Raw genomic sequence first — 26,483 nt, 5'->3', positions numbered from 1 at the left:
CCTGGCTAGGAATCGACGTGAAGCGCGTATCGCCGGACGATATTGCCGGGTTATCGGCAAAGCGTGTACTCAACCGTGCCATCGAAGCGCATTAGGCCGCATAATGAACCGACCGCGCAGGCGGGCCGGCCGGCCCGCCGCTCGCGACTTAAAAACGATGCCCTATTCCATGCAAAGCGCCGCCCCTCCGATCGTTCTAACCTTCGGCCTGTCCGACCCCACAGGCGGCTTCGGCCTACAGGCCGACCTGCTCACGCTCGCCAGCATGGGCTGCCATGGGGTATCGGTCCTCACGGGCTACACGGTCCGCGATTCGGCCACCTGCGATGAGGTGACGGGGCTCGACCCCGACGTCGTCGCCACGCAAGCGCGCATGCTGCTCGAAGATATGCCGATTGCCGCGTTCAAAGTGGGCGCGGCCACGCGAGCGGAAGTCGTCAGCGCAATCGCCGAGGTTGTGTCCGATTACGACGATATCCCGCTGATCCTCGCGCCCGACTTCACCGTCGACGACGAACACGTTTTGGCCGCCGACGAGCTGCGCGAATCGATCGCCGATCTGCTCGCCCCGCAAACAACGGTCCTCATCGCCGATCAAGCGACGCTCATCGCGCTCGCGCAACCCGACGGCGACGCGGAAGCGCCAAGTCTCGACGGCGCGATCGCGCACTTGCTATCGCAGGGTGCGGAATACGTGCTGTCGACGCAAACGGGCACCCATCGGCTCGTGAACACGCTGTTTAGCGATGAAGGTCAATTGCGGCAAGACATGTGGGATCGTCCGCAGCAGCGGATAATGGGCATCACGGACACGCTGGGCGCGGCTGTCGCCGCGTTGCTCGCAAATGGGCAAGAACCCGCTGAAGCGGCGCGCGAGGCGCAGGAATATTTGTATCAGGCGGTGCGCCAAGCGTTTCGGCCGGGCATGGGCGCCTATTTGCCCGATCGCTTCTTCTGGGCGCGCGAGGACGAAGAGGCCTCGGCCCCGCCGCCGATTGGCCTCGATCCAATGCGACATAAGCCGTCGCGGGCATAACCGCGCATTTGAGCAAGCCATAAAAAAACCCCGCATCGCTGCGGGGTTTTTTTATCGGCTAGAGACGCGCTTTGCGGCGCGCCCATCATGCGATTCCAGCTGACGGCCGAGGCCGTCACGCCGAAATTACATGTCCATGCCCATGCCGCCCATGCCGCCGGGCATACCGCCAGCCATCGGAGCATCCTTCTTCGGCAGTTCGGCAACCGCTGCGTCCGTCGTCAGCAGCAGGCCTGCGACCGAAGCGGCGTTTTGCAGCGCCGTGCGCGTCACCTTCGTCGGATCGACGACGCCGGCTTCCACGAGGTCGCCGTATTCGCCGGTCGCGGCGTTGTAGCCGTGGTTGCCCTTACCTGCGGCAACGGCTGCCACGACGACGCTGGCTTCTTCGCCGCCGTTCGTCACGATTTGACGCAGCGGCTCTTCCATCGCGCGCAACACGATCTTGATACCGGCGTCTTGATCGGCGTTCACGCCCTTCAGGCTCGAGATCGCCGCACGAGCGCGGATCAGTGCAACACCGCCGCCAGGAACGATGCCTTCTTCAACGGCGGCACGCGTTGCGTGCAGCGCGTCTTCGACACGTGCCTTCTTTTCCTTCATTTCGACTTCGGTCGCCGCGCCAACCTTGATGACGGCCACGCCGCCAGCCAGCTTCGCGACACGCTCTTGCAGCTTTTCGCGGTCGTAGTCCGAAGTCGCTTCTTCGATTTGCGTGCGAATTTGCTTCACGCGCGCTTCGATGTTCTTCGCGTCGCCTGCGCCGTCGATGATCGTCGTGTTTTCCTTGCCCACTTCGATGCGCTTGGCTTGACCGAGCTCTTGCAGCGTCGCCTTTTCGAGCGTCAGGCCCGTTTCTTCGGCAACCACTTGGCCACCCGTCAGGATCGCGATGTCTTCGAGCATCGCCTTGCGACGATCGCCGAAGCCAGGCGCCTTGACCGCAACGGTCTTCAGGATGCCGCGGATGTTGTTCACCACGAGCGTTGCGAGGGCTTCGCCTTCGACGTCTTCAGCGATGATCAGCAGCGGACGGCCGGCCTTGGCCACTTGCTCGAGCACCGGCAGCAGATCGCGGATGTTCGAAACCTTCTTGTCGTGCAGCAGCACGAACGGGTTTTCGAGGACGGCGACTTGCTTGTCCGGGTTGTTGATGAAGTACGGCGACAGGTAGCCGCGGTCGAATTGCATACCTTCGACGACTTCGAGCTCGTCGGCGAGCGACTTGCCGTCTTCGACGGTGATCACGCCTTCCTTGCCGACCTTGTCCATCGCTTCAGCGATGCGATCGCCGATCGACGTGTCGCTGTTCGCCGAGATCGAGCCGACCTGAGCGATTTCCTTGTTCGTCGTGCAGGGCTTGCTGATCTTCTTCAGCTCTTCCACGGCGGCGTGCACGGCCTTGTCGATGCCGCGCTTGAGGTCCATCGGGTTCATGCCCGATGCGACGTACTTCATGCCTTCGCGCACGATCGACTGTGCCAGCACCGTGGCCGTCGTCGTACCGTCACCGGCGTTGTCGCTGGTCTTGGAAGCGACTTCCTTGACCATTTGCGCGCCCATGTTCTGGAGCTTGTCTTCGAGCTCGATTTCCTTGGCGACCGACACGCCATCCTTCGTGACCGTCGGGCCGCCGAAGCTGCGTTCGAGGACGACGTTGCGACCCTTCGGGCCCAGCGTGACCTTCACTGCGTTCGCAAGGATGTTCACGCCTTCAACCATCTTGGCGCGAGCGCTGTCGCCGAATACGACGTCTTTAGCTGCCATCTTTTAACTCCTTGAAATCTTTATGAAATATCGACCTGGACGGGATTTACTTCTGAACGACCGCCATGATGTCTTCTTCGCGCATCACCAGCAGTTCGTTGCCGTCGACCTTAACGGTCTGGCCAGCGTACTTGCCGAACAGGACGCGATCGCCGACCTTAACGTCGAGCGCGATTTGGTCGCCCTTGTCATTGCGCTTGCCCGGCCCGATCGCGAGCACTTCGCCTTGATCCGGCTTCTCGGCGGCGGCGTCAGGGATCACGATGCCCGAGGCGGTCTTGGTTTCCTGATCCAAACGCTTCACGATGACGCGATCGTGCAAAGGACGAAGGTTCATGCTTACTCCTCTCTTGGTTTGAGACTGAAAAACGCTTAAGTTGAGGCCGCGTAGCGCGACCCGGACGAAACCTTTGTTAGCACTCAAGTGCAGCGAGTGCTAATTATATGGACCGACCTTGGCAAATTCAAGAAGGGGGTGGGGGGAGAATTTTTGGGGGTGCCTCCCCTGTCGAGATTCACTCAACGTTGAACTTTGCTCGCTTAAGTTGGAACCTCTGGGGCTAGAGGCGCAGGCCGCCTATCACCCATCTTCGTCATTAAAACAACGAGATAGCACAACCTGAAGGTCACGCGCCCAGTGAACTGAGTGGATACGAGTGCTACCCGCAGCAAGTAACGAAGTGGCCAGTGCATCACGCCATTCGAACTCGCCCAGGGAAATCCCCGACCTCTATCGAGGCGAGGATTGCGGCAACCCGACCGGATGACGTGACAAGCCAATGACGCACGGGAAGCTCTTGTTCGCCCCCCATTATTGGAAATTTGTGTCGGTTAAGCCCGGCCGGATGGCACTACGGCCTGCCGAGCCCCGATTCGGGATCAAGGGCCACCGTCTCAAAGCCTCCGCCTTTACCCGTGAGCTAGGTTCGCTCGGCCTTTGGCCACAAACGAGTACCCTCAACTGCGAAGCCACGTATCCGACTCATCTCTGCGATGCGCTTAACGGCATCTTCGTCAATCGTCACATATCCGATCGGGACATGAACCGATTGGCTCAGTGGAACCATTACCGAGACGACCGCCAAGGCTTCGGCCACGAGCAAAATCTCAAGGGCAAGCGGGGCCGTTCCCGCAGGCGCGTGAAGACCTCGATCAAATATCCGCTGGAAGGCTTGGGCTTCCCTAGCACTAACCGCCGCCGGAGACACCAGAGTTGTGAACAGCGCACCTCCTTTGGTGCATGCCCGTACTGTCGAGCGAAGCGCCTCCAGCGTGGACGGAAGATCCTCGGTGGCTCCCCATCGAGATCCCCCAGGACGTAACCACCATAGTTCTGAGCGCCCCCCTTCGCCGACGTCAAGTGTCGCCTCGTCGAGAAGCTTTGCGATAACCTTTCGATTTCTTTCGACATATGGGTAGCCTACGAGCGGCGCGGCAACTTCAGCACCTGATCTGAGTTCATGGGCATACCAACCTGCCAAATCGAACGTCGCGTCCGCACGCGTCCAGCGAGCTAAATCGTCCTTGCCGATCAGCCGTGCGAACTCGTTCGAGGACACCTGACTCGGAGCCGCCTGGTCCCGCGTGCTCAGCTCCGCAGTCATAGCCTCCGTCAGTCGCCTTGTGCGCCCCCCACGGTCGTAGTCGTCCAGTTGCAGACGAGCCTCCAGTTTTGGCGCCGGGTCGAGGGTGAGAACCTCACTGCCTCCAATTTGGACGAAGCTGTATCGGCCAGGATGAACATCGAGTATGGAATAGAGATTCCACTCATCCGCGCTCTTGTCGCCGCGCGCGACGCGCAAGTATTCTCGGAAGTGGTCATGGAACGCTGCGCCAGCCTCGCTCTCGTCCAGCGTCTGTCGAGCTTGAAGAGAGATGAGGTGCGGGACATTACGCAAACCACGGCCACCCACCATATGCTTGGTGACGAGGTCGAACCATACGTCGGCATGCATCGGTTCTGCGACGGTGATCGTGGGAGCCGACTCATCCGACGTTCGGAACAACTCCTTTGCAGAAGCGTGCAGCGTCAGAGTCTCACCTTCCAGCACCACGAGGCCCCGGGATTGTAGGTCAGAGATGACAATACCAAGGTCTCTTCCTTCAAACCCGAAAAAGCGCGCGAGCCGTGGGGCGGTGATGGACCGAACGGAGTGCAGAGTGCGAAGAACAAACTCATCGACCATCGGAAGTCGCCGCTCTCGCGTTCGCTCTGCCGCAATGACAAACTGTCTACACGGCAGATTGAAGCCGAAGGTGTTCGTTTGGAAAGACTCAATGGCCGCCATGTTCATGTCAGCTCCTGAACAGACAGAACCGTGGATGACGAAGCGTATTCTCGCATGTACTCGAGTACCATTCGCATCGGCGATTGTGCAGGCACTTGCTCGCCCCACATCTTGCAGTCTCCTACGATGACGAGCCGTTCCTTAGCGCGTGAGGCAGCAACGTTGCATCGGTTGGCGCTGCCTACATGGCCCGTCGCACCACTACGGTTGCTGCGAACCAACGAGAGAATGACAATCGCGTTTTCCTTGCCTTGGTAAGAGTCCACGGTGTCGATGCGTACTAGCCGTCTGAATCTGGGATCGAAAGGTCTACGCGACCATGCAGACTCGAGTTCACGCTTCTGACCGCTGTACATGCAGATGACACCGATCGGAGTTTCATCATCCAGCCGCCCTAAGGCGTCGACTAGTTTCTTGTCTGCCGAGAGACGCTCCAACACGGCCATCACAGCATCCACCTCGGCAGGATTGTGGTATGTCGTATCGCCATCGCGCTTCACTTCTTCATTGCCCTGTTGCCACTGAGTATTGACCCACACCATTGGAGTCGAGAGCCATGGCACTTCAATGTCCGATTGTTTCAAAGTAGGCTCGCGATCCTTGGACGTGTCGAGCCGGATGTCGTGCGCTTCATAGAAGCATCGCGACACCATCGCACAGATGGCCGGATCCATTCGGTATTGTTCGGTAAGCCGAACTCCGATTTCGAATCCGTAGTCAGAGGTGAACGCACGCTCAAAGTCGCTTCTGATCAGTTCCTCGGGGCTTACATCTGGACTGTATGAGCGTAGATCATCCAACATCTCTCTGTCTAACATAGGTCGCAACTGTAGGTGGTCCCCGACGAGGAGCACGCGTCGCGCCATTTGAATGGGTACTGCCAACTCCCCGGGGGTACACCGCGCGGCCTCGTCGACAATTACCCAGTCGAAGACCTGCGAATCGATCCTGATCCGTGTCTGGCCAACCCCAACGCAAGTCGCTGCCACGACGCTACGCGTTTTGGCAAGAAACTCTTCGAAGTTTCTCCCGGGCGACCCCAGAGAATGCAGCCAGTCGTTGGTGAGCTTCAATGCGTTGCTCGCTGCTGTGACATCGGCGGGCGAGACCTCAGGGTGCTTCCTGACAAGGTCAGCGACAAGCTGCTCGTATTCTTGCAGCGCTTGATTGACATCCGGCTCCCGCCCCGCAAATGCCTTGAAGGCAGAGCGGAAGGCGTCCGCCACGCGCGATCGCTGCACCCGGTTGCGTTCTCGGTCGATGGCCAGTTGAGCCTCATCGTCCTTCAGCGTTTCTTGCACGTTCGCGCATCGGCGTGCCAACGTGCCAACCTGCTTGTCTAGGTCGAACAGTTCGGATGAGTAGGCTCGATCAACTCCGAGGGCCGCCGAAAGTTGACCAAATCGGAACTTAGCGGCAGTTTCGAACTTCACTCTATAACGTTCACGCAATTCCACTGAGTGGTACGGCCGTATCCGCTCCGTAATGCCTTTCGAACCAATGCGCAGAAGGCTGGGGCGTGTACCGCGATCTTTATGCAATCGCAGTAATGAATCAACCGCGTTGTTGACAGCCTCGTGGGACTGGCTAGCGATTAGGATGCGCTGACATCCTCCGCAGGTGAGAAGCCAGTGGACGAAGGAAGCGATGAATCGTGTCTTCCCCGTCCCCGGCGGACCCTGCAGTAGCCCCACCGGTCCCGCCGCGAGAAGTTGACGGAAGGCCCGTTGCTGGCCGCCATTGAGGCTATAGGAGTTGAGTTCATCGTCCTCGATTCGTACATCAAATGCCGTCGGATCGAGCTGCTTCTTGGGGTCGAAGTAGTCGATCAGGTTCGAGATGACCGAGCGGTAGTCCAGAATGCGGCGAACGGCTCGCGCACGTCGGTCCATCGACGTCTGCTCACGTCGCCCGGCGAGCCTGAGCCGATCGCCTTCCGAGACACGACCACGAGTACAAACGATGCCGATCGCTGCGGGCAATGCGCTAGCCGTGAGATCGACGTGGCCAATCCGACGATTGCCTGCGTAGACTTCGATGATGTCTTCCTCATCGAAATCGAAGTCCTTGCCTAAGTTTTCGTACGTACACACCAACGCCTGGTCGCGCTGAGACAGAATTTCCGTGATGGCGATCTCGACGCGAGCATCCTCCTCGAGCTCTACGAGCTTCTTCCAATGCCATGCCACATCGAAGTGCGACGGGCGTGATGACGAGAGGGATTCCCGTGCCGGAAGAGCGAAGCGCTCATATCCACAAAGGTAAACGTAAAGCTCGTCGAACCCAGCCTCGGTGCCATGCTCGACCGTTATATGGAATGGCAAATCGTCGTATCCCGACGTCGACTCGTAGGCGAGAGTCGTGAAGTAAGTTGGCCTGAACCACTGGTTTGTCAGGCGCATTCCCTCCCCGGACAGAATCAGCTGGGCATTTACTGTCGTAAGGACGAAAGTAGTTACACCGCTATCCTCGATTTTACGGCGCACATAGATTCTGTCCGCGTTTCCAAAATTGTGGTTTGGTGAGGACGAGCGCAGCACAAACTCTCGCACGGGCGGTGCGCACGCTGCGGCCGCCGCTTTGGCAAGCAGCGAAGTGGCAAGTTGCAACGACTCGATCACCGGCTTATCAAGCTCAGTCGTGAGCTCTATAAGTAGATCTTTTGCCCGCTCGCCGGGATCGAGCTCCAGCAGCATGCACGTCACTTTTAAGGCTGCGTACCGGTCGATGGCCGCCTGATTCAACTGTTCCCAATTCTTGGGGCACATCGAAGGCGTGCGGACAGTGCCATCCCCCGTTGGTGACACATCGAATGGGTCGATCAGAGAAATTGAATCTGCGCCCACATCAATCAGCACATTGGCCGGCGATATATCACCGTGCTCGCAACCAAGCTCATGCAATGCTGAGACCGAACGCAGGAACTCTGAGGCGAGAGACAGCGATGCGTTTTCTGGGAGTACCGTCACGGCCGCTAGCGGAGTACCTTCGCAGCGCTCGTAGGCCACAAACAAGCCGACTGGGGAGAGGCCGTATGCGATGAACTTCGGGAGCCCCTTGACAGGAGCGCTTCGCAACAAGTCTACACTTTGCAGCAGTCGAAGAAGCGCACAGTCGCTTGCCAACGAGCGATTCCTAACCAGGGACATCCAGACCTTGACCATGAGAGTCCGGCCGTCCTTCTCGTGAGGATAGGTCTGTTTCAGCCCGACGGTTGTCCCGGCAGACGTAGGTGGCCAAGCCGTAAATGGGACAATATTTGATTCAAACCGGTCCAGAAGAGCTGCATCGAAGCCATCCGGTGTGCGGTCCTCGACAAGCGCCGAAAAGGTATCCCCAAGCTCAATCGCGTCGGGAAACCGCTGCGCTGGCTCCGCCGCCATGCCGCGACGAAACCAATCGGCGAGATTTGAAAGTTCAGACGGCAAAGACGCGATGACCCACTCGGGGTCGCCCTCTGATGGCGCAGTTCCGAGGAGGATCTGTGCCGCTAGGTAAGTGCACGAATAAACGTCCCGCTGACGGCCAGTGCTCACGGCATCCGTCGCGTCCTCAGGAAGGAAAGGCGCATATCCACGGAGGTCCTTAAGCCAATCCATAACTGAATTCTTGTCCGGCAACTGGCATGACATGAATCCCGTCAGCGCAAGGTCGCTGTGGCTTCCAATCCAGACCGACCTTGGGCCAATGTCGCGGTGTGTCACGTTATCGCGGTGCAGGTGAGCGACGATATTGAGCAAGCTCGAGACAATGACCAAACGGTCCTGTGTGCTTAGGTCCTCGCGTTGCTGCACAAGGTATCGGTCCAGCGGATTCCACCCGGATCCCAGATGGCGCACCTCGAAGTGATCCGTCGAGATCTCGTCGTCAGGTGCAACTGCCTCCTTGAGAACATGATTTCGACTGATGAGATCGCTCCGAACGTCTTCGAGGTACCCGAAGACGTTGGTCTCTCGTAAGGCCACCAGCTTGCGCATTTCACCGCTATTGAGCCCGACGGGAAGACGATCAAACGACCATGTCCTCACCATCCCCTTGATACGCGGCTCACTTTTCCGCTGCGAAAAGTGGTCATGCCATACTCCGCGCGGATGCACAAAGACGTCCTTCTCTGTAACGGCGTAGCCCGACCAGTCCATTTCCGAGCGCTGGAATAGTCTGGGGTTGTTGAACACCTTTTCGAATTCCGCCTCGAAGTGATAGGCCTTTTTCAGCTGGATCTTGCCCTTGGGGATGTAGTTGTACCGCTTGGAAGGATCGCCTATCAGGCATGCTTCTGCCAGCGTCAAGGTCCGTGCGGCCTCTTGAGGCGGCAGGTTCGAAGCGCCCGCAGTACCGGTGAACACGACCCGGGCCTCAACGGTGAAGGCGCCCGCCAAAGAGCTTGCGCCCTTGATCACAGACCTGAGCTTCTTTGCCTTCTCCTCGCTGGCAATGACAGCCGATCGCTTGCGGGGTGCCTTGTTGAGAAACCAGCGGTCTCCTTTGGAGGTCAACGTGCCGTTCCAGTCCTTGATCTCGAGCAGAAGGATCTGGTCGTCAGTCACCACGACCGCATCGATTTCCATCGGATCCTGGTTGCGGGGAAAGCAATTGAGCGAAACGTAAAGAAGCCACTCTGCTGGGAACGCTCTCGATAGTGCGTCCACCCCCTTGATCTCGCGCGGCATGATGCCGGCGCTATTGAGATATCTCACCCGACAAACCATTTGTATCCCCCGTCTCGCACAAAGCCGTTTTTTTAAGGCAGATTGCACATGGCAGATAATTCTATCGCATTTGCACTAGCGCAATCGCTGGCGACATGCCCTCTATTAGATACTTAATATGCAATCAGCATGACCCAATATGCGCTCGAAAGGACTGGTTATGCCGGGACACTCACGCGTTCAAAGATTTTCGAGAGTACGACACGGAGTGAAGTTGACCCGCAAAAACGGACACCTATTCTTTTGAAGAGGAGGTGCCGTCATGGGCAAGCATCGGAAGGCGTATCCGGCGGAATTCCGGGCACAGATGGTCGAACTGGTGAAGGCGGGACGCACGCCTGAGGAGTTGGCTCGCGAGTTCGAGCCGACGGCGCAAAGCATCGTCAACTGGGTCGTACAGGCCGATCGCGACGCCGGTGTTCGCCAGGACGGATTGACCACGGCCGAGAGGCAGGAACTCACGCGTCTGCGCCGCGAAAACCGGCAACTGAAAACGGAGCGCGACATACTCTCTCACGCGGCTGCCTGGTTCGCCCGGGAGACCGGAGTCGTACCGCCGAAGGGTACGGATTCATGAAGGCGAACCGGGCCCGCTGGCCCATTGCCACGATGGCGCGGCTGCTGCGTGTCTCCATCAGCGGCTACTACGCGTGGCTCGTACGAGAGCCGTCGAAGCAGGCAGGCAGTGATGCGCAGTTGCTTTGCCGCATCCGAACGTTGCACGCGAGTTCGCGTGGTACCTACGGCGCGCCGCGCATCCATATCCAGCTTGGGCGCGAGGGCGTGCATGTTGGACGAAAGCGCGTCGCGCGTCTGATGCGCTTGGCCGGACTATGTGGAGCGAGCCGCGGGCACTGGAAGCAGACCACGCGTCAACGCGCGGGAGCACGGCGCGCTCCGGATCTGGTACGTCGTCACTTCAGCGCCGACGGGCCTAACATCCTGTGGGTGGCCGACGCCACCTACATTCCAACGGACGAAGGATTCCTGTATCTAGCGGTGGTGCTCGATGTCTTCAGTCGCCGTGTCGTGGGCTGGGCAATGTCCAACCATCTGTACACGGAGTTGATGCTGCGAGCGCTCGACATGGCGCTCACGCAGCGCCGGCCCGAGCGGGTGATCCATCATTCGGACCAAGGGTGTCAAGGCGCATTCAACCGGTCGTCGCAACACCGAATTGTTGAACAGTTTTTAGGTGCTCGTCCAGAGCTTCAGCAGGTGTCCTCCAGCCGAGCGTTTTCCGCGGCCTGCTGTTCAGTGTATTGGCGACGGCTTGAAGCTCGCGAGCACCCCACCGCGATAGATCTGTGCCTTTCGGGAAGTATTGTCGTAGAAGGCCGTTCGTGTTTTCGTTCGTGCCGCGCTGCCACGGGCTGTGAGGGTCGGCAAAGAAGACCTTTACACCAGACTCGATTGTGAAGCGGGCGTGATCGGACAGTTCCTTGCCACGATCCCACGTCAATGATCGCCACAACTGGGCAGGCAGGTCCGTCACGGTTTTCTTGAGTGCGTTGGCCATAGTGACAGCTCCGTAGCCGGCCAGCGCGGGCCCGTTTTTCGTGCGTGGAATCAGCCCATAGTCTTTTTCACGAGGCAGATGTACGAGCACAGTGAAACGGCTTGATCTCTCTACCAACGTTCCAATAGCGGATCGGTTCAGGCCGATGAGCAGGTCCCCCTCCCAATGGCCCGGCACAGCCCGATCTTCCGCCTCGGCAGGGCGGCTGGAAATCATCACGTTCTCGCTCACGTGCGCCCATGCCTTGGCTTGCGCCCTGGCTCTGGGAACGCGCAACGCACGGCCGGTGCGCAGGCAGCCTACCAGCTCGCGCTTGAGCGCGCCGCGTCCTTGAATGTAGAGGGCCTGGTAAATGGCTTCGTGAGAGATACGCATGGACTTATCATCGGGGAAGTCGATTTGCAATCGATTGGCAATCTGTTCGGGTGACCAGCCATTAACCCATTTGCGATCACCGCGATGGGGTTTGTTTCGCCCCTTGAACGGTGCTTGTCGCGGCCCGGCAATCTCACGGCCATCAGCGTCGTGCACCTTGCCCTCCAGGCGTTCCTGCACGTAGCGGTGAAGCCGCACATTGGTCGCCAGTTTCGTCGACTTTGGTCGTTTGGCGAATCGTTCCGCTTTCCACTGCGCGACTGAAGCACGATACTCAAGGCAGCCACTACGTGTTGCGGCATTGCGCGTGAGCTCTCTCGACACGGTCGATGGGCTGCGTTCTATGCGGCGGGCGATTTCGCGCACCCCGAGGCCCTGGACGGAGAGCAATGCGATCTCTTCTCGTTCGGCAAATGACAAGTACCTACCCGATATAGGTTTCGACATAAATAGTGGCATGCCGCCACGATAGCGGAACCAGCGCGAGCCTACCGCCTGAGATACGCCAACTGCCTCTGCTGCTCTTTCGCTTGTGATGCCGGTGGCGATTTGCTTCCAAAATAGACGCTCGGTTTCATGCCGAAGCGACGGCGCGCCCGGCGAGTGCATCGCTCCTCGCCCCGTCAACTGATATCCGCGTCCTGCACTTCTACCCATGCAACACCTCCTCGACTAAAGGTGTTGCGACGACCGGTTGAATGCGCCCAATACACGTCCATTGCCTTTGGGCGGCGCTGCCGCGAAGCACGCGTGCAGCCGTCGATGGGCTCGGTCGGCGACGCCTACGACAACGCGATGTGTGAATCCTTCTTCGGCACGCTCGAAGCAGAGTTGCTGTCGCGAGAACACTTCGCGACCCATGAACAGGCTCGGCGTCGCCTGTTCTGGTTTCTCGAGGGGTGGTACAACGTACGTCGCTTACACAGCAGCATCGGCTACCGTTCGCCGCTCGAATTCGAACAGTTGCACGCCGAAAAACAACTCACTCCGAGATGCGGGTTGCCCACCGCCGGGCGGCGTCGTGGTCGTGATAGGCGACCCGCCGCCCGCCCGTGGACAACCCGCGACTTACCGCTCAATGGAGGTTAAATCACACATCGATCACTACTGCAAATCCGTCCGTTGAAGCGGGGCAATCTCAGAAGTCCCTCATTATCGAGTCCTCGATGATCGCGATCGACAAAAGCGAGCGGGAGGTGACCAAGAACCACTTGAGCCTGGCGTTCCGTCGTGTGTTCGGCGCCGACACCAGTTCGGCGAACCCGTTCGAGTAATGTGATGTTCGTCGGGGCCACCGTTCCATACCCACGTCAAGACGAGATTGACGCCGATGAAGACGGCGTCGGCTTCGCATTACGGATGGCGACGCTCAACGGCATCACGTTCAACGAACTCGCCCGGCGACTCGCGTCGCCGGGCCATCTATACCTTCCCGCCAATTCCTCCGGGGCAATTGCGTTCATGTTCGGCTGCACACCAGTGCGACTTCGCAGTGCCTTCGTCACTCGATACTTTCGCGGCGAGGCGCACGGAGCTCGCTTTCTCGGGCACGACTTTCTTCGCCCATACCATCTCCGGCAAACCAGGCCTCAGTTATGCCCCGCTTGTATCCGGCAGCATGTGCGAGCCCTTGCGGCGTGGTCGGTCTGCCTCGTTACGGCATGCCCGACACACAGGTTGCGTTTGCTAGATCAGTGCATTTGCGGGCGCCCCGTTAGCTGGAGGCGTCCATCGATCGACATTTGCGAGTGTGGCCGTCTTTTGACCGATATCGATCAACCTGCTCAAGGTGGTGATCCGCGAGAACTTGCGGTCAGCAGCCAAATCATCTACCTCCTCGGCCTGGCTCATTTTCGTTTGCATTCGTTGGACGGAGCGCTCGGCGCGTTCGATGGCCTGTCGGTTGACACGTTTGTCCGACTACTTTGGATATTCGGTACTGTCGACACCAATGCATGTCCCCACGTGTCACGCGTGGCGAATCGATTGTTGTCCACGAATGAAGCCGCGGCACTTTGCTGTCGCGCATATGATCGATTAATTCGAGTTATCGAGTCAAAGAAACAGGCTACAGACGTTGCCATACATCGCGTCGCGCTGGACGCGTTGCGACTTGATTGTGGATCTCTAGCCGACGTTCAACTGCTCGAGTCTCTGGACTCTCGGCTGCGCGGCAAGCGCACCAACCGTCGCAACAGTTCGCCGCGAGATACTGAACCGCAGTTGCCTTTGTTCGAAGAACAGGATGAATAACCGGCCAGCCAGCATCCTCGTTGCACCACAGCCAATTGAAGATGAGTCACCCGCTTCCTGGATACTCCGAACCTGCCAGACCCACTCCGTCAAATACCAAGAGTTGCTCGAGCACCTTGGGATACCGCAGTGCCGCGATCCCGATGTTTGCTTGCCAGTCGATTACCTTTGCCGTATCGGACACGGCACTCGTGTTGCTGAGAAACGTCTGCGTTCGCTTGGGAGCGTATTCAAGGCTGTCCGCGAACTTCCCGAACTGAAGGCCCTCCTGATCTTTGACGCCGGCGGCAGGCCGGCCTATCGAGTATGTGCGCTATGTCTATCACACGATGAGGTGCCATACCTGAGAATCCAATGGCGATTCAAGGACTGGAATTATTGCCCCGTCCATCACATTGCGCTCACGTGGCAATGCCCAGAATGCCGCTCCTCGATCATTGGCACCAAGGTAAGTCTCGGCCATTCGCCTAACGGTGACCCGTCGGACATTTCACACTGCTACCATTGCGGACAACCGCGAGCTCGCGGCAGCCTCGCCCACTCTTCGGCAACCTTTGATGATCGAGAGCTGGCAGCTCAGAATTTCCTGGTGTCGGCAGTCCTGCACGGGTATTTCCTGATCGAAGGCTTTGACAGGCAGGTCGACCTTGGCTTCCTTCTATGGCTGCGAGAAAATTATCCGTGGGATCTCCCACACGTTGCGCCGACAATCTGTGGAGCTACAGATACCCATGCGACGCGCTTCATTGTAAGACAAATACTCCGCGACGAGCAGCGGGCTAGTCGCCGAGGGGATTTTCGCCCAAGCAAAGGTTGCCCTACCTGAGGTCGAGTATGACGATCAACGATGAGGAACGCATGCGTCGGCACGAAGCTGTCACGTTCGCCCGTGCCAATGTCGAGCTGGAAGGCTTCAAGATCCCGCCCGACGAAATCGCGCGCATGAAACGATTCGTGAACGGCGAGCTGACGCTAAGTGAGCTCCTCAATGGGCACGAGCCAACGCAAACGGAAGGATCTGCAAATGACGGCAGCAGGGGGTAAATCGAGCGCGCTCGCATGTCACCTTGGGCGGGTACTGGCCCGCTTCGCTCGTGCCCCCAATCCAGTGGCAGATACGTACGGCGCAATCTAGCGCTTCGGATCTGTCAAATTTTACGAATGGTATTATTTCGAAAATAGACGATAAGACTGTCTATAAGGCAACATCATGACCGACGAACAAGAAAAAATACCGACCTTCATCTCTTATGCATGGGGCGGTCCCTACGACAAAAAAGATTGGCTGCGCAGCAACATCATCACATATCTCGAAGGCGCAGGGTGTTCAGTTTTCTGGGACCGTGACAGCATACCAATTGGCACTCCGATATTCTCAGAAATCGAGAGCGCGCTAGACAAAACACCGCTCAATGTAATTTGCGTTTGCGATCACGACTACGTTGCGTCGGCCATGACAAAGGGCTCCGGATTACATGCCGAGCTGAAAATGCTACGCCGTCGAAGCAAAGAGCCTGATTTAAAGATCATTCCCGTCATTATCGAGGAATCAGTCAATCGGCTGTTACCCCAACCGCTTGCTGACCGACTTTATATTGATTTGACTTCCCTCCATGAAAATGGAATAACGCTGGGTCCAACAGTAGCGTCGGCCGTGCTCGGCGCAAGTCAATCTCAAATCAAAGTCGAGATTGCCGCACGCCTTAAGGCAGCAGAGATATGGGAGAGAGCTCGCCTTTATTTTCAGCACCAGCCGTGGGAAATCCACGGCGAAGCCGGTTCGCATCGCGTGCTCTGTAACCCGGGCGGGCCACTTCTCCCTCCAAAATGGATGTATGACGATCCAAGCTGGTCATACCGCGCCTTGGATTGTCAGGAAGGGTATCACCCGGCGCATGGCATATGGCATTGGGACTGGTGGACGCCCGGAGCATCAATGTGCACTTTGGGCGCGGCAATCTGCTCGGCGTTCTTCCCGCATAAGTGCGATGAGAGCACAGGAGATCTCATCAAGGGCGGTGAAATCATAGCGCAACGAATTGTGAGATTCGTCAAATCCACGGAGCCATTGGATATGAACTGGAGGAATTTCGTTCAAGTGATGCTATTGGACGCCGAAGGTCTACAAGCACTCGATCGCCTTCTTTCATAGCGACATTTGGATCGGCGCCATACGAATTTCTGCCTTCTCTTCGCACAGCATAGAATTGACTTACCGCTTCACTATGTAATTTATGTGGAAAATATGAAAATCAGTGATTTTATATTTCAATTCGACAGTGGGCGTGGGATGAAAGACCGGGGACTCTGTAGAGTTCGTCTTTTCATCACACACGAGGCCCAGGTCGCAGCCGTCTTAACGGATCTCACAAGCGTGGGATTTGGCAGCACAGGCCCCAGCGTTACGAACAGTGTGGAAGTTATCCGGATGGCATTGGTCGAGAAAGGGTTTGTGGCCGCCGATGCGATAGTAATTGAGCATTACGAAAATCTCTCGCTGCACGGAACAACTTTTGACGTCGTCACCTTTTCCCCAAGCAATAGTCCTTCGTGGAAATCGATCAAACTGGTAGATGTTTGTTCGCTACTAAAATGCGAAAAGTCAGAATTCGAATTGTTTACGGAAAGAGACTCGCGACTGATGACGGAGATCGAAAAAATTAGAAATCTCATCGATCCCTTTTCAGGATCACCTTTTCTTGAAGATCCAGATGTGGTGAATCGACGCGCAGACATTGAAGCGTGCATGCTCAGCAAGCAAGAACTTTCCCGCATGGTCGACTCCGGCGCAGGAGAGGCCGAGCTACACCGCATTCTGAAAAACGATTTATCGATTTTCTCTGAGGTGTACGCTGACTCAGGTGATGAATATATTTGCTTTTCGGAATTTCCAGTCGAGGATGGCTTTGTTGACTTCGCTATTTTCTCTGGTCGCTCAAGGATGGACGTCACCCTGATTGAAATAAAGGGGGCGGATTTTCATCTGACAACCACTGGCTCATACAAGAATTTCTCGAGCAAAACCAACGAAGCTATCCAACAAATCAGGACGCGCGTAGGCATCGCGTATCGGAACATGGAAAAATTCAGACGGAACCTCCACGTGATCCGCCAACGCGTTGAGGCAGGCGAAACGCTTCACGGATCGTTCGTCGGCCCGTACGCGCGGCTGGAGGTCGATCCTAACAAGGACATAAACATTCGCTGCGTGGTAATTGCCGGGCGAACCAGGGACGACCTGGAAGAAAGCCGTCAACGACACGACTTCGAGTGGAGTGTTAAACCTCCCGTAAAAGTAGAAACATGGGACACGTTTCTACGAAAGCTCCGCCGCCTTTGATTTGCAGTCACATGAGTGCTGACGCGAATACCTCGGTGATTCCGTCAGCGCGTGCCGACGAATACGCCGAGCGGTGGACCCTCTTCGGAGGACATGCTGAAAGTCTTGAAACACTTGAGGGTAGCAGACGCACTGCGAGGCCGCCGCGGACTTGTTCGAATACATTGAAGTCATTTATAACCGCTGTCGTTGTCATTCGTCGCTCGGCTTCATATGGCCAACCTAGGTCTTGCAAGATTGGCTCAAGGCTCGGCAGATGAAGGATAACCATGCTCAAGTTGTCCGAACTTGGTAGGATAATCCGCCTTGCGATCGAGGAGCCGGAACTATTTCAGCAATCGATCCAGGCTCAGACGTTCACGAAGGCCCTTTGGTCGCTTGCTGAGGACGCCGGCAAGCGCATCCAGGTGACCTATGCGACTCATAGTTACCTGAAACGAGGCGGAGCCCAATCGGAACCCAATCGATCGTCATCCTCATCAACGGTTTCTGCCGTAATAACCGTCAGCGTCCTGCCGTAGTCCCCGAGACCAATGACCTCTTCTGCCGCCGTGACTTCATCGTCGACGTGAAACCATAGATTCAGTTCGGTATCGTCGCTGTCTTCCTTCGCGAAGCCGACGTTTTGGGCATTCTGATTGAAGTCACGAGTAAGCGAGTTTCGAGGCAAGACTGCACCCTTTTTCAGGTGCCGGTATCCGCGAATGCTTCGCATCGAGTCTGAAGCGAAACAGTAATCAACCGTTGAGCCGTGGCTAATAACCACCGCGATCGCCGCATCAGCCAACTCGCTGTAGCGGATCGCCGAGGCTGTGAGCGATGTCTTGCAGTCGGCTGCCAGCCCCTTAACGGCATCCATCCCGTCCGAATAGCGGCCAGCAGCTACGTCGAAGAGATGACGCGGCATCAACAAACCAGCGGCAAAATGATCCGCCTCCAGTTCGTACTGATCTGCCGAGCAAAAACCCGCCCGCGACTGATGAACCTCTCCTTCCCGAAACACCGCGTCCGGATGCCCTTCGAGAAAGTAATGACCGAGTTCGTGCGCAATGCTGAATCGCTGGAAGCCCTCGCTCTTGATGTGAGTGGCGTACGCGATTGCGAACCGTTCGCCGGAACGGATGAGCATGCCCGACACACCCTCAGCGGTAGCGGGCTTGGCGACCACTTGAATGCCCCGACCCGCGGCAATCGATAACACGTCGATCGGCAACGCAAGCCCTTCGTCCCGAACCAGTTTTTCGGCAATCTGTTCAGCATCCCGTAGCTTCCGTTCGATCACGGTTACTCCTTCGGACGATTACGCTCCGCCAATTGTCTAATTAAATTTTCTGCAATCAACCTGTCTGCTTCGCTCAACGATTTCACGTCACGGTACAGCTTCTCATCAAGAGCTGTGTGTCCGTGTAGATCCTCGGTCCTGCCCAACAAATAGTCCGTTGTCACTTCGAGAGCCCTGGCTAAGGCTCGGAGGTTGTCGAATGAAGGCTTTCGTACCCCATCCTCCTTCTCAAAATGAGAGATCGAGGTTGCCGGAAGCCCAGACAGCTGGCCGAGCTGCGTCTGGGTGAGCTTGCGGACGTCCTCGCGCACGTGCCGCAGACGTTGCGCAAAAAGCTGACGACTAGTATCTTGCATTTGTCGAAAATGAAATGTTCGTATTGACGATATCGACAAGTCGGCGTAGAGTACATCGAAACTTGTCGAATTCGACAACTTCAGTTTAGCACGGCAGCTTGATCCGGACCACTCCGCTGTGGACGTTCCGAGCCACCATGCAGGCGCCTTTGCGCTGGCCACGCAACGCTCGATTCGATCGGAGGATGTCCCATGCAAGAAGAGGTACTGGCTGCATTGTGTCGAATCGGCGAGCAGTTGGACGCGCTGAAGTTTCCTGTTGTGCGGAATGGCGGGATCGTAGTGCCCAGCGAGCCCGACGTTTCCTCTCGAACCCTGGGCACGGAGCTGAAAAATGACAAACCAGGAAAAACGCGATCCGAAACCGGATCAGGAGCATGGGCATCAGCCCGACCACGGCCAGTCGCATGGACATGGGCATGGCCACACGCCGGATCCGGGGCGCCCGGTCCGGCCCCATCGTTCGTCGGCCCAGAGCTTTGGGCGAAATTCACGAACGAGCTGACGGCCGTCGAGAAGGCCTACCCCGGAACGCAGCATTGGCAAGACGACGAAGGCATGTGGTTGCTCGTCAGAAGCTCGCTGCTACCGGGGGTTTCCGTGCGCGCATACTTTGCGATTGCAGTTTCGTTTCGTCGAGCCATGTTGCGTAGTTGGGGTTTTTGGGGCAGCGACTCGATAGGATACGAATGGATCGGACCGCGGCATACCAACTTTCCCGACGGGTCAATATGCGCATTCGAGCCAACGGACGGCAGCTGGCGCGTGGGTGAACCGCTCGTTGAATTGCTCGACATTTACACGGTTTGGGCAATCCGACACCTTCATCTCCGGGTCTTCGGTCGCTGGCCGGGCCCTCAAGCGGTCCGATTCCCATACGAACGTCTTCTCGAAATACGCTCGGACGAATGCTGCGGCTGCGAGGATTCCCGAGGTCCGTACGGCCGTTGTTGCGAACCTCACGATCGACGGCGGAATCAGATCGCGGAGGCACTTCACTTCATGCATGCAATGGCTGGTGGCCTGCGCTCCCCATCGAAGGACATCGTTAATTTCTTGAAGGCCCGCAATCGACCGCCGAAGATAAGCGAAATCTCGATGTAACACGACACTGCGGCGGGACGGAACCCGACGATGGCGGCCAAGTTCGCCGAGCTCAGAGATCATGGTCCCTCAGATAATGGATGAGCCAACTTTTCGGCTCGACCGCTCTACCAGCGCTTTCGCACAGCCTCGAGCAAGAAGAGCCGCTCCAAGCCCGCCTCCAAAGCGATCATGGATTCTGTCTGTGCTTTCGAAATTTGGCAAAAGGACTCCCGCCGAGTATCTCTTCGATGTACATTGGTGTGGATCCAGCAGGCGCTGCTCCGCATGCACCAACGGGCGTTATTCCATCTGAATTACCGTGAAGCAACCATAAATCGCATCCAAAAATATGAGCACCAAAATCTCCACGAAACGAAAAAAAGACCGAACCGAAATTCCACGAGACGTAGCCGCGAGAATTCAATTTTGGTCGGATCGAACCTGTTGTGTATGTCGCGTACCTAACAAGCAAATCCAAATTCATCACCTAGACGAAAATCCGAGTAACCACGCGGAGAAAAATTTGGCGGTCCTTTGTTTCGATTGTCATGACCTGACAATGATACGAGGTGGATTTGGCCGCAAGTTAGATTCCGAGCAAATCATTTTATACAGAGACGATTGGTATCGCAGCGTCCACAGCTCGCGAGCCAGTAACGTATACGCACTACCTGAAGATGAGTCACTTCACGATCTGACGTATGCAACGACCATTGCGGAGATCTACCGAGAAGAAGGCGACTACGAGGCGTTGGCGCGTCACTACCATCTTATCGGAAATGCGGAACTAAGAGACAAATACATTGAGCTCGCCATAACCCGAGGCTGCGATGCAGAAACGGTCATTTACCTCAGAAGTATTCAGAATAAGACAGATCTCATTCCAGAAGCCGTTCTTAGTAAGCGCCTCGAACAGATCGAAGACAGGAAATGGATACTTTCAAAAGCTCGCTTTTATAATCAAATTGGCAAACACTTAGAATCCGCTTCCGCTTATGTTGAAGGAATTTCAGATCGTCTTCGCGAGAATCGCTATTTCACGGCAGCTTTTTATTTGAAGGAACTATCCAATTCTGAAATCGTAGAACGACTCTTTGAAAAGGCACTCCAGGATGCTGAGGAGCGGCATGATCTATGGTGGCAAGTGCGCGCACTCGATGAATTAGGGCGTTACGATGACTCTCGAGAACTTATTCTGAAGCACGAGCAAGAAATATTGCAGAGCGAGGACAATCTATTGTTTATGGAAATGCTTGCGCTGGCCAAAGGGGATCGTGCCGAGTGGTTGGAGGCTCGCAAGACGCTGGCCCGAACCGGCAATTGAGGATTGCTGAACACCTTTTCCGCTAACCCGTACAAGAGCCGCGATGGGTAGATTAAACTTGCGTATTGAAAGTCCGCTTTACTGCGGCACCAAAGACTGCTTCAGGCAGACTCCGGCCTGCAACGTCGGGCGGCAGTCTGCTACGGTATCCGGTTGGCTACGAATACGTTTTCCTCAGAAAACCGGACGCATCTCTGGCTTACAGTTTTCGATTCGCACGAGTTCGGACGGCGGCAGATGTCGATAGCGGAAGAGCGAGGAACTCCAATTCCATCATCTCCATCCGTTCGTTGCGGAAAGGCAGTAACAACCGGATGAACCACGCGCCACGATCCAGGTCGCCCTCACGGCGGGCGGCATATGGATGCGGGATTTCTCCGTCAGCGCGCACTCGATCGAACTCCAGCAAGCGCCGACCTCCCGGGTAACGGTCGCCGTCCAGTTTCTCGCGCATCATTCTGCCCATGACTTCTTGCTCGTAACCGGGATGGCCCGAGGTTCGAGATTCCTCCAGGCTCGCTCGGATTTTCCCCTCGTCTGACAGGTACGCGCCTTCAAGCTCCGCTTCGTCGAGCACGACTTCCTCTACCATGTATGGCGGCCCTTACCCCATATCGGATCATCCTCAACTAGCTTGATCGCTATGACTGTGCGAATACCAATGTCCGTGCAGCGGTACCGATAGCGGCCGCCGTGTTCGGAATACGCCCAGAAAATTCAAACTTAAGCGAACCAAGCTCCAGATAGTTCAGAGTTAAGTGAACCACAGGTTCAAGGTTAGCTGAGCAGCTCGCTCCCGGTGCCTTATCCCACCGCTATGACTAGTTCAAACTTAAATGAATCTCGACAGGAAAGGCCTGCGCGGCACCGGATGATGCCGCGCTTTAGCTATCCACTGACGAGAACCGCTGCGAAATGGTTCCTCGAACCTCCGCACTTTTTAAATGGTGGGCGGAGACAGGCTCCGCTCTTTCTTGGCCGCCCGGCCGCTTGCGCCGCCCCTCGCCCAGCGCCAACTAACCGCCGTCAACCACCCGAGCGCGGCAGCCTCCAAAGAAAACTGCCCCGCGCTTGCCAGCGCGGTCAACGCGGGTCCGGGGGCGTAGATCGCATAAAGGAACGAAGCGAGCACATGCCGCTTCAACGCGAGAATCAATAAGACGAATCCCGCTGTGCGCCACAGCGCACCGGCCGGCAGGCGATCCCAGACCAAAGCCGCGCAAACGAAGCACAACAAAACCGGTTCGATAAACGTGAGGTAGGCGGGAATCAGGACATCCGGGCCGTACGGCAAAACACACCAGCCGCCCGCAGGCATCCACTGCTCGGCATAGGTGCGGATCACTGCATCGGCGGCACCCAACACCGGTGCGATCAAGTACGCCGACAGCACCGCCGCGACCGCGCTACCGCACAGACGTGCTTGCTTCGACCGAAACCGGGCAAGACCCGCCGCGAAAGCAGCGGCCACTGCGTAGGCACCGAGAGGCCGCAAGCTCGCGAGCAGACCAATCAGCCAGCGTACGGGCGCCTGGGTCGAGCAGTATCCGCTCATGAACGCCGCGCGTAGCGTTTCGTTCAGACCGGCCAGCAAGACGAATAATGTCGCGAAGCAAAACAATGCGGAGCGGCCGGTCCACCGCGTCCGCAACACGTCGTACACCCATGTCGCCGCCCAAATCATCACGGCGCCGTTGAGTATCTCGGGCAGCTTCGTCCGCAATGCGGCGCCCGGATAGGGCACATGCAGCACTTGCAGCATCACCACGTGCACGCTCAGCGCCAACACGCCGGTGACTGCCATACTCAACATCAACCGCCCCCATCGAACGGCTCCCATACGACTCGGCGTGGCATCCACAGTCATTCGCCCTTCCCTCCGATCCAGTTATCTAGGGCAGCGAATATCCCCGGAAGCCAGTTCGGGGGCTATCAGAATCGACTGATTTCCTTTCCGGAGCCAACATGAGCAGACGCAGCGAGCGCGCTCATTCCGGCCTAAAGAGATCGAACCCGGCGAATACCAACACCGCGCTGACGGCGATCAGCCCCACGCTATGCCGGCCAAGATAGAGCGCCCCGGCCGCGAGCCAACTGGAAGCGAAAAACGCGCCGATACGCGCCAGTTCGGACTTGTAACCGTTGCCTCCGCCCGCGCCGCGGTTTTGTCCGACGCAGTCGCGCGAGCACTTTGCAGAGCGTCTCGTTTCACCATCGAATCGCAAGTCGGCGTTGGACATGCCGTTACTCCTTCTCCATTGATTAGGGATGCAACTATTCGTCTGAAAAAATGCGATCACGTCAAAGCCGACCGAACCGCTCGAATGCTCGAAACCGTATCCGCAAATGCCGGGCCGCCCAATTGCGCTTTAAGCCTCGCGGTGACTTCTCCGCTGGCCTCGTTCAATGCCTGCTTCAGCGCCAGCGCGGCATCCGTCGGCACAATCGACACCTCGCGTCCGTCCCCTTGGGCCCGGTGGCGCTCGATATAGCCACGCGCCTCGAGGCCGTCCAACACGCGCGTCGCAGTGGGACGGGCGATCGATAGAACATCCGCAAGCTCATGCTGCAACAGGCCCGGACGGTCCAGCACCGCGCGCAGCATGAAACCCTGCGGCGGCGTCACCCCGAACGGCTCGAAAGCCTCGGCCCACTCGCGCTCGAGCCGGCGTGCAAGCGCGGATGTATTGAAGTAAAGGCATTGGTCGAACATGGCCACACTGTACGCAAATTTAGTTAGCTATGCAACGATCAGATCAGAAGCCCTGTCGGCCGCATGGCTTATTTCGCGTCGCCAGCGCCAATATCCGCCGTTTGGCACAATCGGCTCTCCTATTTCTCTTCTACCGACGAAGGCGTGCCAAGTCACGCGCACCCCGCGCCTTCGCCATTCATTTCGACGATGATTCCGTTCTCGGTTCTCGACCTATCCCCCGTGCCGCTCGGGCAGACGCCCGCCGATGCCTTTTGCCACTCGCTCGATCTCGCGCAGCACGCCGAGCGTTGGGGCTATCGGCGTTTTTGGCTGGCCGAACACCACAACATGCCCGGCATCGCGAGTGCCGCAACGGCCGTCGTCATCGGCCATATCGCCGGCGGGACGAAGACGATACGCGTGGGCTCGGGCGGCGTCATGCTGCCGAACCATGCGCCGCTCGTGATCGCCGAGCAGTTCGGTACGCTTGCTTCGCTCTATCCGGATCGGATCGACCTGGGTCTTGGCCGCGCGCCCGGCACGGACCAAACGACGGCTCGCGCGCTGCGCCGCGACCTGCACGAAAGCGCCGATCGCTTCCCGGACGACGTCGTCGAATTGCAGCGCTATTTCGCCGAGCCGGTCAGCGGCCAACGCGTACGCGCCGTGCCCGGCGCCGGCCTGAACGTGCCGATCTGGCTGCTCGGCTCGTCTTTGTTTTCGGCTCAATTGGCCGCCGCACTGGGTCTACCGTTCGCGTTCGCATCGCATTTCGCGCCCGACCAGTTGCTCACGGCGTTGCACGTCTATCGTTCGCAGTTCCGCGCCTCGCCCGCTCTGGCGCAACCGTATGCGATGGTCGGCGTCAATCTGTTTGCCGCCGATACCGATGCCGAGGGCGAGCGTCTTTTCACCTCGCTGCAACAACAATTCATCGCGTTGCGACGCGGTACGCCGGGGCAGTTGCCGCCGCCCGTCGATCAGCTCGATGCATCGGAAATGGAACTGGCGGGCGTACGCCATTCGCTCGCTTGCTCGGTTGTCGGCAGTCCCGACACGGTGCGCGCGGGGCTCGAATCGATCATTGCGCAAACACAAGCCGATGAGCTGATTCTCACCGCTCAGATCTACGACCACACGGCACGAGTGCGATCGTTCGAGATCGGCGCGCAAGTTAGAGACGCGATCGCATCGGCGTGACGCCCAGCCAACATCCAAGGCCGGCCAGGTCTTGCAATTGCTGCTCGATCAGTTCGACATCGCACATAGGGCGAGCGGGATCTGCCGCGAGCCTTTACGTAGGAGTCAGCTATGCATTCGATCGAGCAGACGGCAAAGCGCGCGGCGGTAGCGGCCGCGCTGATCGGTGTCGTCGGATGGGGCAGCCGACCGGTTTGGGCCCAAGGGACTCAGATGGATGTCGGCGCGTCGATGGTTCAACGGCCGCAAGCCCCCGCGAGCGGGGCGAGCGCCGGTAATCCCGACAATATGCCGATCAAACGCCCGAACAAGCCGACACGCGACCCGATCGCGCGCCGCCCACCCGCCAGCGACACGCAACCGAAATAGATCCCGTGCAGGTCCGCATGCGGATGGATTGCCCCCCATCTCGGCTACGGCTGCGAATCGGCCGCCGGCGTCGGTTGCGTCGCATCCCCAAACGCCAACCATTGCGCATGGCGCCGTATGTCGCTCGGCCAAGTAGCCACACGCGCATCGAAGGTCGCCGCATCGCCGGCGAACAGTGCGCGCGTCGCCTCTTCGAAGCCCACCAAATCGCCCGCCATCGCCGACATGAAGTGATAGGCCCGCTCCTGAGCCTTCCGGCGTTCGTCACGGTCAGCGTTTTTGCGACGCGCCTCGTCCACGAGTTTGCGCAACACGACGGACGCGCCACCAGGCTGCGAACCGAGCCATTCCCAGTGCCTCGGCAGCAGCGTCACTTCGCGCGCAACCACCCCGAGCTTGGGCCGCCCTCGACCGCGAGGCGCAACACCCTCGCCCGTCTCGCTCGTCGCATCGCCGGACACGTCTTGCGGTGCGATCGGCTCGCATGCACCCGGTTCGCGGGCTAGCCGCTCTCGCACTTGCTCGTCCGAGCCGCGCGTATCGACGTCGATCGACCGCCCTGTCGCGTTATTGAATAGAAGAACCGGACTCGGCGAGCCGTTGGCAACGGCGTGCTTGCAGGCAAGCGCGACGGTGGGCAGCGTCCCCGACACCAAATGACGATGTCCGTCGAAAGCCGTGAATAGAGACGGTTCAGAGCGAGGCTGCATCAAGCACTCCTTCGAAAGCAGATTTGTCGATGCACAAATAATACCCGGATAAAATAAAAGACACAATATTACCCGGATAAATTTATCGCCTCCCCGGGGCCTGCCGATGATGCGCAAAAAAAGCCATCGCCGGGAATATCCGCTCATCGCTTCCAGTACTGCTCTCCGAGGGCC

General features: G+C 57.9%; 22 protein-coding genes and 3 pseudogenes. 13 read left to right on the top strand and 12 right to left on the bottom strand.

The genetic code is table 11. The annotated features are described in order from the left end of the window. The first annotated feature begins 169 nt into the window (after positions 1–169). Positions 170–1,036, top strand: a complete 867-nt coding sequence (locus AB1286_RS16655) for a hydroxymethylpyrimidine/phosphomethylpyrimidine kinase (protein WP_430364296.1) — start codon at positions 170–172, stop codon at positions 1,034–1,036. A gap of 126 nt (positions 1,037–1,162) precedes the next feature. On the opposite strand, the gene groL is transcribed toward AB1286_RS16655, so the two are convergent. The 4 genes from groL to AB1286_RS16635 all read right to left on the bottom strand — a co-directional run bounded on the left by groL (position 1,163) and on the right by AB1286_RS16635 (position 9,761). Further along, positions 1,163–2,803 (bottom strand): chaperonin GroEL, encoded by a 1,641-nt coding sequence (gene groL, locus AB1286_RS16650; RefSeq protein WP_430364295.1) that lies wholly within the window; start codon positions 2,801–2,803, stop codon positions 1,163–1,165. Positions 2,804–2,849: 46 nt separating this feature from the next. After that, positions 2,850–3,140, bottom strand: a complete 291-nt coding sequence (gene groES / locus AB1286_RS16645; protein WP_102648303.1) for a co-chaperone GroES — start codon at positions 3,138–3,140, stop codon at positions 2,850–2,852. A 583-nt stretch (positions 3,141–3,723) separates the two neighbouring features. Next, a complete protein-coding gene (locus AB1286_RS16640; RefSeq protein WP_430364294.1) occupies positions 3,724–5,097 on the bottom strand; it encodes a hypothetical protein in 1,374 nt (457 codons plus the stop codon). After that, positions 5,094–9,761 carry an AAA domain-containing protein gene (locus AB1286_RS16635; protein ID WP_430364293.1) on the bottom strand — a complete coding sequence of 1,556 codons (4,668 nt, stop codon included), beginning with the start codon at positions 9,759–9,761 and terminating at the stop codon, positions 5,094–5,096. The genes AB1286_RS16640 and AB1286_RS16635 overlap by 4 nt, the downstream gene beginning before the upstream one ends. Before the next feature lie 301 nt (positions 9,762–10,062). Here AB1286_RS16635 and AB1286_RS16630 point away from each other — a divergent pair, with 301 nt between their 5' ends. Continuing rightward, the gene (locus tag AB1286_RS16630; RefSeq protein ID WP_430364292.1) at positions 10,063–10,377 is read left to right on the top strand and encodes a transposase; all 315 of its coding nucleotides are present in this window, start codon (positions 10,063–10,065) and stop codon (positions 10,375–10,377) included. Continuing rightward, positions 10,374–10,898: pseudogene (locus tag AB1286_RS16625) on the top strand (IS3 family transposase); the annotation flags it as partial. The gene AB1286_RS16630 and the pseudogene AB1286_RS16625, both read left to right, overlap by 4 nt. Positions 10,899–10,953: 55 nt before the next feature. Here AB1286_RS16625 and AB1286_RS16620 read toward each other — a convergent pair. After that, positions 10,954–12,351 (bottom strand): IS30 family transposase, encoded by a 1,398-nt coding sequence (locus tag AB1286_RS16620; RefSeq protein ID WP_430364291.1) that lies wholly within the window; start codon positions 12,349–12,351, stop codon positions 10,954–10,956. Between the two features lie 48 nt (positions 12,352–12,399). Between AB1286_RS16620 and AB1286_RS16615 the strand changes: the two are divergent. The 7 genes and pseudogenes from AB1286_RS16615 to AB1286_RS16585 form a co-directional block, all read left to right on the top strand. Further along, a pseudogene (locus AB1286_RS16615) lies at positions 12,400–12,663 on the top strand (transposase); the annotation flags it as partial. 309 nt (positions 12,664–12,972) lie between these two features. Next, positions 12,973–13,368: pseudogene (locus AB1286_RS16610) on the top strand (TniQ family protein); the annotation flags it as partial. 87 nt (positions 13,369–13,455) lie between these two features. After that, entirely contained in the window at positions 13,456–13,947 is a 492-nt protein-coding gene (locus AB1286_RS16605) for a hypothetical protein (protein WP_430365144.1), read from the top strand. Next, the gene (locus tag AB1286_RS16600) at positions 13,940–14,773 is read left to right on the top strand and encodes a TniQ family protein (RefSeq protein WP_430364290.1); all 834 of its coding nucleotides are present in this window, start codon (positions 13,940–13,942) and stop codon (positions 14,771–14,773) included. The genes AB1286_RS16605 and AB1286_RS16600 overlap by 8 nt, the downstream gene beginning before the upstream one ends. Before the next feature lie 8 nt (positions 14,774–14,781). Further along, on the top strand, positions 14,782–14,991 hold the full coding sequence (locus tag AB1286_RS16595) for an antitoxin VbhA family protein (RefSeq protein WP_430364289.1): 210 nt from the start codon (positions 14,782–14,784) through the stop codon (positions 14,989–14,991). A gap of 166 nt (positions 14,992–15,157) precedes the next feature. Beyond that, positions 15,158–16,099, top strand: coding sequence for a toll/interleukin-1 receptor domain-containing protein (locus AB1286_RS16590; protein WP_430364288.1), 942 nt, complete (start codon positions 15,158–15,160; stop codon positions 16,097–16,099). Between the two features lie 93 nt (positions 16,100–16,192). Then, positions 16,193–17,287 carry a Shedu immune nuclease family protein gene (locus AB1286_RS16585; RefSeq protein WP_430364287.1) on the top strand — a complete coding sequence of 365 codons (1,095 nt, stop codon included), beginning with the start codon at positions 16,193–16,195 and terminating at the stop codon, positions 17,285–17,287. 427 nt (positions 17,288–17,714) lie between these two features. Here AB1286_RS16585 and AB1286_RS16580 read toward each other — a convergent pair whose 3' ends face one another. Then, positions 17,715–18,455: an ImmA/IrrE family metallo-endopeptidase gene (locus AB1286_RS16580; protein WP_430365099.1), complete on the bottom strand. Its 741-nt coding sequence runs from the start codon at positions 18,453–18,455 to the stop codon at positions 17,715–17,717. Between the two features lie 116 nt (positions 18,456–18,571). Then, complete coding sequence (locus tag AB1286_RS16575) at positions 18,572–18,925, bottom strand: helix-turn-helix domain-containing protein (protein WP_430364286.1); 354 nt, start codon at positions 18,923–18,925, stop codon at positions 18,572–18,574. Between the two features lie 1,435 nt (positions 18,926–20,360). On the opposite strand from AB1286_RS16575, the gene AB1286_RS16570 reads away from it, so the two are divergent. After that, a complete protein-coding gene (locus AB1286_RS16570) occupies positions 20,361–21,335 on the top strand; it encodes an HNH endonuclease signature motif containing protein (protein ID WP_430364285.1) in 975 nt (324 codons plus the stop codon). Between the two features lie 199 nt (positions 21,336–21,534). On the opposite strand, the gene AB1286_RS16565 is transcribed toward AB1286_RS16570, so the two are convergent. The 4 genes from AB1286_RS16565 to AB1286_RS16550 all read right to left on the bottom strand — a co-directional run bounded on the left by AB1286_RS16565 (position 21,535) and on the right by AB1286_RS16550 (position 24,048). Then, positions 21,535–21,927, bottom strand: coding sequence for a hypothetical protein (locus AB1286_RS16565; protein WP_430364284.1), 393 nt, complete (start codon positions 21,925–21,927; stop codon positions 21,535–21,537). 348 nt (positions 21,928–22,275) lie between these two features. After that, on the bottom strand, positions 22,276–23,148 hold the full coding sequence (locus tag AB1286_RS16560; protein ID WP_430364283.1) for a hypothetical protein: 873 nt from the start codon (positions 23,146–23,148) through the stop codon (positions 22,276–22,278). A 175-nt stretch (positions 23,149–23,323) separates the two neighbouring features. Further along, positions 23,324–23,575, bottom strand: coding sequence for a hypothetical protein (locus AB1286_RS16555; RefSeq protein WP_430364282.1), 252 nt, complete (start codon positions 23,573–23,575; stop codon positions 23,324–23,326). A gap of 56 nt (positions 23,576–23,631) precedes the next feature. Then, positions 23,632–24,048 (bottom strand): MarR family winged helix-turn-helix transcriptional regulator, encoded by a 417-nt coding sequence (locus AB1286_RS16550; RefSeq protein WP_430364281.1) that lies wholly within the window; start codon positions 24,046–24,048, stop codon positions 23,632–23,634. A 189-nt stretch (positions 24,049–24,237) separates the two neighbouring features. Here AB1286_RS16550 and AB1286_RS16545 point away from each other — a divergent pair, with 189 nt between their 5' ends. Then, positions 24,238–25,230, top strand: a complete 993-nt coding sequence (locus AB1286_RS16545) for an LLM class flavin-dependent oxidoreductase (RefSeq protein ID WP_430365098.1) — start codon at positions 24,238–24,240, stop codon at positions 25,228–25,230. A 111-nt stretch (positions 25,231–25,341) separates the two neighbouring features. Beyond that, a complete protein-coding gene (locus tag AB1286_RS16540; protein WP_430364280.1) occupies positions 25,342–25,599 on the top strand; it encodes a hypothetical protein in 258 nt (85 codons plus the stop codon). 44 nt (positions 25,600–25,643) lie between these two features. Here the strand turns inward: AB1286_RS16540 and AB1286_RS16535 are convergent, their stop codons facing one another. Continuing rightward, a complete protein-coding gene (locus AB1286_RS16535; protein WP_430364279.1) occupies positions 25,644–26,309 on the bottom strand; it encodes a DUF2239 family protein in 666 nt (221 codons plus the stop codon). Positions 26,310–26,483 lie beyond the last annotated feature (174 nt).

This window comes from Trinickia sp. NRRL B-1857, from assembly GCF_050470685.1.
Lineage (GTDB): Bacteria > Pseudomonadota > Gammaproteobacteria > Burkholderiales > Burkholderiaceae > Trinickia.
The sequence above is the reverse complement of the archived record's forward strand: the minus strand, read 5'-3'. Positions and strand labels throughout refer to the sequence as shown.

Bases quoted from the DNA above. Each gene is read 5' to 3' on its own strand.
- AB1286_RS16655 (WP_430364296.1), top strand. From the start codon at position 170: ATGCAAAGCGCCGCCCCTCCGATCGTTCTAACCTTCGGCCTGTCCGAC.
- groL (WP_430364295.1), bottom strand. From the start codon at position 2,803: ATGGCAGCTAAAGACGTCGTATTCGGCGACAGCGCTCGCGCCAAGATG.
- groES (WP_102648303.1), bottom strand. From the start codon at position 3,140: ATGAACCTTCGTCCTTTGCACGATCGCGTCATCGTGAAGCGTTTGGAT.
- AB1286_RS16640 (WP_430364294.1), bottom strand. From the start codon at position 5,097: ATGAACATGGCGGCCATTGAGTCTTTCCAAACGAACACCTTCGGCTTC.
- AB1286_RS16635 (WP_430364293.1), bottom strand. From the start codon at position 9,761: ATGCCGCGCGAGATCAAGGGGGTGGACGCACTATCGAGAGCGTTCCCA.
- AB1286_RS16630 (WP_430364292.1), top strand. From the start codon at position 10,063: ATGGGCAAGCATCGGAAGGCGTATCCGGCGGAATTCCGGGCACAGATG.
- AB1286_RS16620 (WP_430364291.1), bottom strand. From the start codon at position 12,351: ATGGGTAGAAGTGCAGGACGCGGATATCAGTTGACGGGGCGAGGAGCG.
- AB1286_RS16600 (WP_430364290.1), top strand. From the start codon at position 13,940: ATGAATAACCGGCCAGCCAGCATCCTCGTTGCACCACAGCCAATTGAA.
- AB1286_RS16595 (WP_430364289.1), top strand. From the start codon at position 14,782: ATGACGATCAACGATGAGGAACGCATGCGTCGGCACGAAGCTGTCACG.
- AB1286_RS16590 (WP_430364288.1), top strand. From the start codon at position 15,158: ATGACCGACGAACAAGAAAAAATACCGACCTTCATCTCTTATGCATGG.
- AB1286_RS16585 (WP_430364287.1), top strand. From the start codon at position 16,193: ATGAAAATCAGTGATTTTATATTTCAATTCGACAGTGGGCGTGGGATG.
- AB1286_RS16575 (WP_430364286.1), bottom strand. From the start codon at position 18,925: ATGCAAGATACTAGTCGTCAGCTTTTTGCGCAACGTCTGCGGCACGTG.
- AB1286_RS16570 (WP_430364285.1), top strand. From the start codon at position 20,361: ATGAGCACCAAAATCTCCACGAAACGAAAAAAAGACCGAACCGAAATT.
- AB1286_RS16565 (WP_430364284.1), bottom strand. From the start codon at position 21,927: ATGGTAGAGGAAGTCGTGCTCGACGAAGCGGAGCTTGAAGGCGCGTAC.
- AB1286_RS16560 (WP_430364283.1), bottom strand. From the start codon at position 23,148: ATGTTGAGTATGGCAGTCACCGGCGTGTTGGCGCTGAGCGTGCACGTG.
- AB1286_RS16555 (WP_430364282.1), bottom strand. From the start codon at position 23,575: ATGTCCAACGCCGACTTGCGATTCGATGGTGAAACGAGACGCTCTGCA.
- AB1286_RS16550 (WP_430364281.1), bottom strand. From the start codon at position 24,048: ATGTTCGACCAATGCCTTTACTTCAATACATCCGCGCTTGCACGCCGG.
- AB1286_RS16545 (WP_430365098.1), top strand. From the start codon at position 24,238: ATGATTCCGTTCTCGGTTCTCGACCTATCCCCCGTGCCGCTCGGGCAG.
- AB1286_RS16540 (WP_430364280.1), top strand. From the start codon at position 25,342: ATGCATTCGATCGAGCAGACGGCAAAGCGCGCGGCGGTAGCGGCCGCG.
- AB1286_RS16535 (WP_430364279.1), bottom strand. From the start codon at position 26,309: ATGCAGCCTCGCTCTGAACCGTCTCTATTCACGGCTTTCGACGGACAT.